The following is a 3,707-nucleotide window of genomic DNA, read 5'->3' on the forward strand; positions in this document are numbered from 1 at the left end:
GATCTCGGCGTCGATGCCCTGCTGTTCGAGCGCCGTCTTGCGCGCGTAGTACTCGCCCACGGACACCAGCCGGTCTTGCAGGCTGGCCTCGAGCGCGGCCTTCTGGCGGCGCAGGTTGTCCTCGATGAGCGCGAGCTCGGCGTCCAGCGCGTCCTTGGCGGCGGCCAGGCGCGCGGCGTCGGTGCGCTCGGCGGCCGGGGCCTTCCTGGCGAAGGCGGCGCGGATGACGGCCTCGTCGCGGCGGAACTCGGCCGAGTCGATCGGCTTGCGCGCCTCCTCGTACTTCTTGCGCAGCTCGTCGAGCGCGGCCTTGAGCGGGTCGATCTTGGCGCGGAACCCGTCGACGAACTGCTCGATGGCCTTGCCCTTGAGGCCGAAGGTGTCGTAGCTGGCCGCCGCCGTCTCGCGCTCCTTGGCCTCGATCTCGGCAAGCGCGGCGCGATAGCGCTCGAGCTGGCGCGCGTCCTCGTCGATCTGCTGTGCGAGCTGTGGCGAGGCGCGGCCGCGATAGGTGGTGCGAAGCGTCTCCTGGCGCACGCGCTGCAGCGCCTCGAGGCGCTCGATCTCCTCGCGCAGCGCGGCCGCATCGCCGCTGCCGTAGCGCGCCTCGCGATCGCGCCGCGCAAGCACTTCCTGCGCGCGCTCGGCCGACTGGCGGGCCTTGTCGGTGGCGTCTTGCGCGCGGCTGCCCCACAGCGCCCACGCGGCGGCGCCGGCCGACAGCAACGTGAGGATGAGCCCCAGCGGACCGCCAACGAAGGCCAGTGCGGTGGACAGACCGCGCGCGACGCCGGTGCCTGCAGCCATCGCCGCGGTGAGCGCAGCCTGCGCGGCGGCGAGCTGCTGCTTGGCGGGAACGAGCTGGCGCTCGACGATGGCCAGGCGCGCCATGCCGCTGGCGTTGGCCAGCGCGGCGTTGGCCGAGGCCAGCATCGCCTGCGCCTTGGCGACCTCGTGGGCGGCCAGCGCCTGCGCGGCGATGGCGGCCTGGCGATCGGCGGCGATGCGCGCGAGCAGACCTGCGACGTAGCTCTTGACGGCCAGTCCGCCGCGCACGGTGGCGGCGGTGAGCGCGCCCACGGCAGCCACCGCCACGACGCCGAGCACCTGCTCGATGTTGCGCGCCACCGCGCTGATCGCGCCGGCAATGCCCGCCGTCGCTCCGGTGGCGGTGTTCAGGCGGTCGACCACGCGGCCGAAGGCATCAGCGAGCTGCGATGCGGACTGGCCGACGGTGCGCGGCATGCGCTCGGCCTCGGCGCGCAGCTTCTCGAGCTGCGGAGTGAGCGCGCGGGTGATGACGTCGGTGGTCAGCAGTCCCTGCTCGGCCAGCGCGCGCAGCTCGCCCACCGGCAGGCCCAGCCCGTCGGCCAGCGCCTGCGCCAGGCGGCCGCCGTTTTCCATGATCGAGTTGAACTCGTCGCCGCGCAGCACGCCGGAGCCCAGCGCCTGCGAGAACTGGCGCACCACCGACGCGGCCTCGGCGGCCGAGGCGCCCGAGACCCTGAGCGCGAGCGCCGTGGCCTCGGTGGTCTGCGCGATCTGCTGCTGCGACAGGCCGTAGTCGCGCGCCGTCTGCGCGAGCCGGCCATAGAGCGTGGCCACCGACGCATAGCCGGCGCCGGTGGCCGCGGCGACGCGGTAGGCGAACTGCTGCGCCTGCGCAAACTCGCGCAGCGAGCCGGTGGCGAGCCTGAGCCTGGCATTGACCGACTGCACCTCGTCGGCCAGCCGCACCAGGCCCGCGAGGCCAGACTGCAGGCCCAGCGCGCCCTGAAAGGCCAGGAAGGCGTTGCGCGCGGCCTGCAGCTGACGCGAGATCGACTCGATGCCCGCACGCGTCTTGCCCAGCGCAGCGCCGGTGCTATCCTTGGCCGTGATCCTGAGCGCGACTTCGAGGTCTTTTGCCATGCTCGGCCTGCTCGGTCAGTTCGTCTGGTACGTGCTCGTAATGGCCGGTGCGGTGTTCGCCGTGCTGTTCCTGCCTGGGTGGTGGTGGGCCGTCATGGCGACGGCACTGGTGGCCGTGATCGCACTGTCGGTCGCCAGCGGCCTGGGCTCGCGTCGCGCAAAGCGCGCACTCGGCTGGCTGTTCTGGACGGACGAGCGCTTCACCCGCTGACCTCCTTCACCCACCCAACGCGGAGCGCGCCGCGGCGATGATCGCGTCGAGCGATAGATCGACGGACCGCTCTGCAAGCCGCGCCTTGATCCGGCTCCATGCAGTGTCCGATCGCACGGCGGCGAGGAACTCGTGCCCGGCCCAGGTCAGCGTCACCCCGTAGCAGACAAATCCGGCGCGCGGCGCGTCGGCATTGCAATGGCCGGTGATGAGCCCCGCCTGGATGAGCAGCCACAGGTGGTAATTCACCGCCTCGGCCGGCCACTGCGGGAAGCGGTCCGCGAACCAGCGCGAGGACAGATCCCCTTCAGCCTCGATGCGCGTCAGGATCAGCCGGATCAGATCCCATTCACGCTTCACGCTGCATCTCCTTCACCCACTGCTTCCAGTCCTTCGCGTCGGCCTGCGCCGCCCGCGCGGCGACGGCCGCCTCGAGCAGCCTGTCGCGTGCAATGCGGGCGCACGCCGCCGAGAAGTCGCGGGCGAGCGGCCACGGCATGTCCATCACATCGGCGTAGGCGAAGCCGGCTGCGACCAGGCTGGCGACCCACTCGTGCCACCAGAGGCGGTCGCTGCGGGCATCGCGGCGAGACGCTCGGCCGCCTGCGCGATCGCCGGCAGCGCCCGGCGCACGAAAAAATCCGCGTTGACCTCCACCACCCGCGCGGCCAGGTCCACCAGCACGTCGGCGTCCTGCTGCTCGAGCCAGGCGCGCTCGACGCCAGCGCCGATGGCCGTGGCGGTGATGAGAGCGTCGGCGTGGCGTGCGAGCGCAGCGAGGATGTCGCCTGCAGCCAGGTCGCGCGCAATGGGCTCGACGGCGGCCAGGAAAGCCGGCAGGTCCTTGACCTTGACCGGGCCGATGACGGTGGGCACTGCGGCCGAGTGGTCTTGCATGGTCGGTTGTCCTTCCGGCACCGCGCCAGCGATGCGCTGGCGTGGTGCGCCGGATCAGCGCCTTGCTTCAGGCGGATTGCAGGATGAGCCGGCCGAACTGGCCCAGGCTGCCGTCGGAGGGCTTGGTCACGTCCGCGAGGACGCGTCCGGACAGCTCGAAGCGCTGCAACTCGTCGGAGATCAGCGACAGGTCCTTGGTCGGGTTGATCGCGACGCGGTACAGGTCCACGATGACCGGCTTGTTGCCGTCGGCGGTGTTGATGCCGTCGAAGCGCAGCCACACCTCGGGCTGGGCGCTGCGGAACATCGCCGTCGTCTTGGCCGCGCCGTAGCTGTAGTCGACCTTGAACGGCTGCACGTAGGGGCCGCCGGTGGTGATGTCGTTGAACGTGATGGCACCCTGCGCCGCATGCACCGTGTACTGGGCGCTGGGAAGCGTCTTGGGCGTGCCCGACGAGTCGGTCACGACGACGCTGGAGACGAACTGGCGCGCCAGCAGTCGCGTCTCGCCGACGGCGATGCCAGAAGGCAGCGCCTCGGCGGTCACCGTGCCGGCGATCACCGAGCTGGTCACACCGAACAGCGACAGCTCGAGGTTCTCGGCCGAGAGATCTTCGAGCGTGCAGCTGAACTCGCCGTCCTTGCTCTTGATGAGCTGCAGGTCGGTCAGGCGCTGGCCCGAGTAGCT

The 3,707-nt window shown here is 71.3% G+C and carries 6 protein-coding genes; 1 reads left to right on the forward strand and 5 read right to left on the reverse strand.

Features of this window, described 5'->3' with window-relative positions; all coding sequences use genetic code 11:
- On the reverse strand, window positions 1-1,911 hold a 1,911-nt coding region (locus MOJ79_RS18655), incomplete at its 3' end, for a tape measure protein (protein ID WP_241925510.1).
- Between MOJ79_RS18655 and MOJ79_RS18660 the strand changes: the two genes are divergently transcribed.
- Window positions 1,910-2,122 (forward strand): hypothetical protein, encoded by a 213-nt coding sequence (locus tag MOJ79_RS18660; protein ID WP_241925511.1) that lies wholly within the window; start codon window positions 1,910-1,912, stop codon window positions 2,120-2,122. The two genes, MOJ79_RS18655 and MOJ79_RS18660, sit on opposite strands and share 2 nt — an antisense overlap.
- A 6-nt stretch (window positions 2,123-2,128) precedes the next feature.
- Here the strand turns inward: MOJ79_RS18660 and MOJ79_RS18665 are convergent, their stop codons facing one another.
- The 4 genes from MOJ79_RS18665 to MOJ79_RS18680 all read right to left on the reverse strand — a co-directional run.
- A complete protein-coding gene (locus MOJ79_RS18665; RefSeq protein WP_241925512.1) occupies window positions 2,129-2,482 on the reverse strand; it encodes a DUF2513 domain-containing protein in 354 nt (117 codons plus the stop codon).
- Entirely contained in the window at window positions 2,472-2,627 is a 156-nt protein-coding gene (locus MOJ79_RS18670) for a hypothetical protein (protein ID WP_241925513.1), read from the reverse strand. The genes MOJ79_RS18665 and MOJ79_RS18670 overlap by 11 nt, the downstream gene beginning before the upstream one ends.
- A complete protein-coding gene (locus tag MOJ79_RS18675; RefSeq protein WP_241925514.1) occupies window positions 2,627-2,998 on the reverse strand; it encodes a threonine/serine exporter family protein in 372 nt (123 codons plus the stop codon). Before MOJ79_RS18675 ends, MOJ79_RS18670 begins: the two co-directional genes overlap by 1 nt.
- 88 nt (window positions 2,999-3,086) lie before the next feature.
- A partial coding sequence (locus MOJ79_RS18680; RefSeq protein WP_241925515.1) for a hypothetical protein occupies window positions 3,087-3,707 on the reverse strand: 621 nt, incomplete at its 5' end.

Origin of the sequence: Calidifontimicrobium sp. SYSU G02091 (assembly GCF_022631395.1) — a bacterium.
Taxonomy (GTDB): Bacteria; Pseudomonadota; Gammaproteobacteria; order Burkholderiales; family Burkholderiaceae_C; genus Calidifontimicrobium; species Calidifontimicrobium sediminis.

What these genes read in the sequence shown, in the direction of transcription:
- MOJ79_RS18660 (WP_241925511.1), top strand. Translation starts at nt 1,910, where the DNA reads ATGCTCGGCCTGCTCGGTCAGTTCGTCTGGTACGTGCTCGTAATGGCC.
- MOJ79_RS18670 (WP_241925513.1), bottom strand. Translation starts at nt 2,627, where the DNA reads ATGGACATGCCGTGGCCGCTCGCCCGCGACTTCTCGGCGGCGTGCGCC.